Source organism: Parabacteroides sp. ZJ-118 (assembly GCF_011038785.1).
Classification (GTDB): Bacteria; Bacteroidota; Bacteroidia; order Bacteroidales; family Tannerellaceae; genus Parabacteroides.
On the sequence record NZ_JAAKDT010000110.1, the window covers coordinates 1 to 1,070 of the forward strand.

At 56.5% G+C, this 1,070-nt stretch carries 1 protein-coding gene; it reads left to right on the forward strand.

The features are described 5' to 3' along the window. Positions 1-1,047, forward strand: a 1,047-nt coding sequence (locus G7Y39_RS13405) for a UDP-N-acetylglucosamine 4,6-dehydratase family protein (protein ID WP_165157925.1), incomplete at its 5' end; no start/stop codon positions are given. Positions 1,048-1,070: the final 23 nt, after the last annotated feature.

The window sequence follows — 1,070 nt, forward strand, 5'->3', positions numbered from 1 at the left end:
GCCGCCGGCCTGCTCCACGGGCATGCGGTGATGATCACGGGGGCAGCCGGGAGCATCGGCTCTGAGATGGTGAGGCAGATAGCGGCATACGCACCGTCTAAGCTGATACTCATAGACCAGGCGGAGACCCCGATGCACGGCATCAGGATGATGATGCACGACCGGTGGCCGGGGATAGAATCGGAGACAATCGTTGCCGACATCGCCGACCGAAGGATCATGGAGCGCGTCTTCAGCCGGTACAAGCCGGAGTATGTCTTCCATGCGGCCGCCTACAAGCACGTACCGATGATGGAGGACAACCCCTACGAGAGCGTGGTCAACAACATACTCGGCACCAAGATCATCGCCGACCTGGCCGTGAGGCACGGCACAAGGAAATTCGTCATGGTCTCCACCGACAAGGCCGTCAACCCGACCAACGTCATGGGCTGCTCGAAGCGTATCTGCGAGATCTACGTGCAGAGCCTCGACAGGGCGCTCAAGGAGGGGAAGGTGAAGGGCGACACGCAGTTCGTGACCACACGCTTCGGCAACGTGCTCGGCTCGAACGGCTCGGTGATACCGATATTCCAGGAGCAGATAAAGAGAGGAGGCCCCGTCACGGTCACGCACCCGGACATAATCCGTTTCTTCATGCTGATTCCCGAGGCCTGCAAACTTGTCATCGAGGCCGGGACGATGGGCAACGGCGGAGAGATTTACGTCTTCGACATGGGGGAGCCTGTGCGTATCGCCGACCTCGCCAGAAGGATGATAAAGCTCAGCGGGGCCAAGGGTATCGAGATAAAGTACACCGGGCTGCGCGACGGGGAGAAACTATATGAGGAGGTATTGAACGACAAGGAGATAACGCTTCCGACTTTCCACAGAAAAATAAAGATAGCCAAAGTGAGGGAATATGAGTTCTCCACGGTGGACAAGGCCATAACGGAACTGACCGACACGGCCAAGGACAAGGATGACATGGGGATTGTCGCAGACATGAAAGCGATAGTGCCCGAGTTCAGAAGCCAGCACTCAAAATATGAGGTCCTTGATAAATAGGACTATTATGATTCAAGGTAACA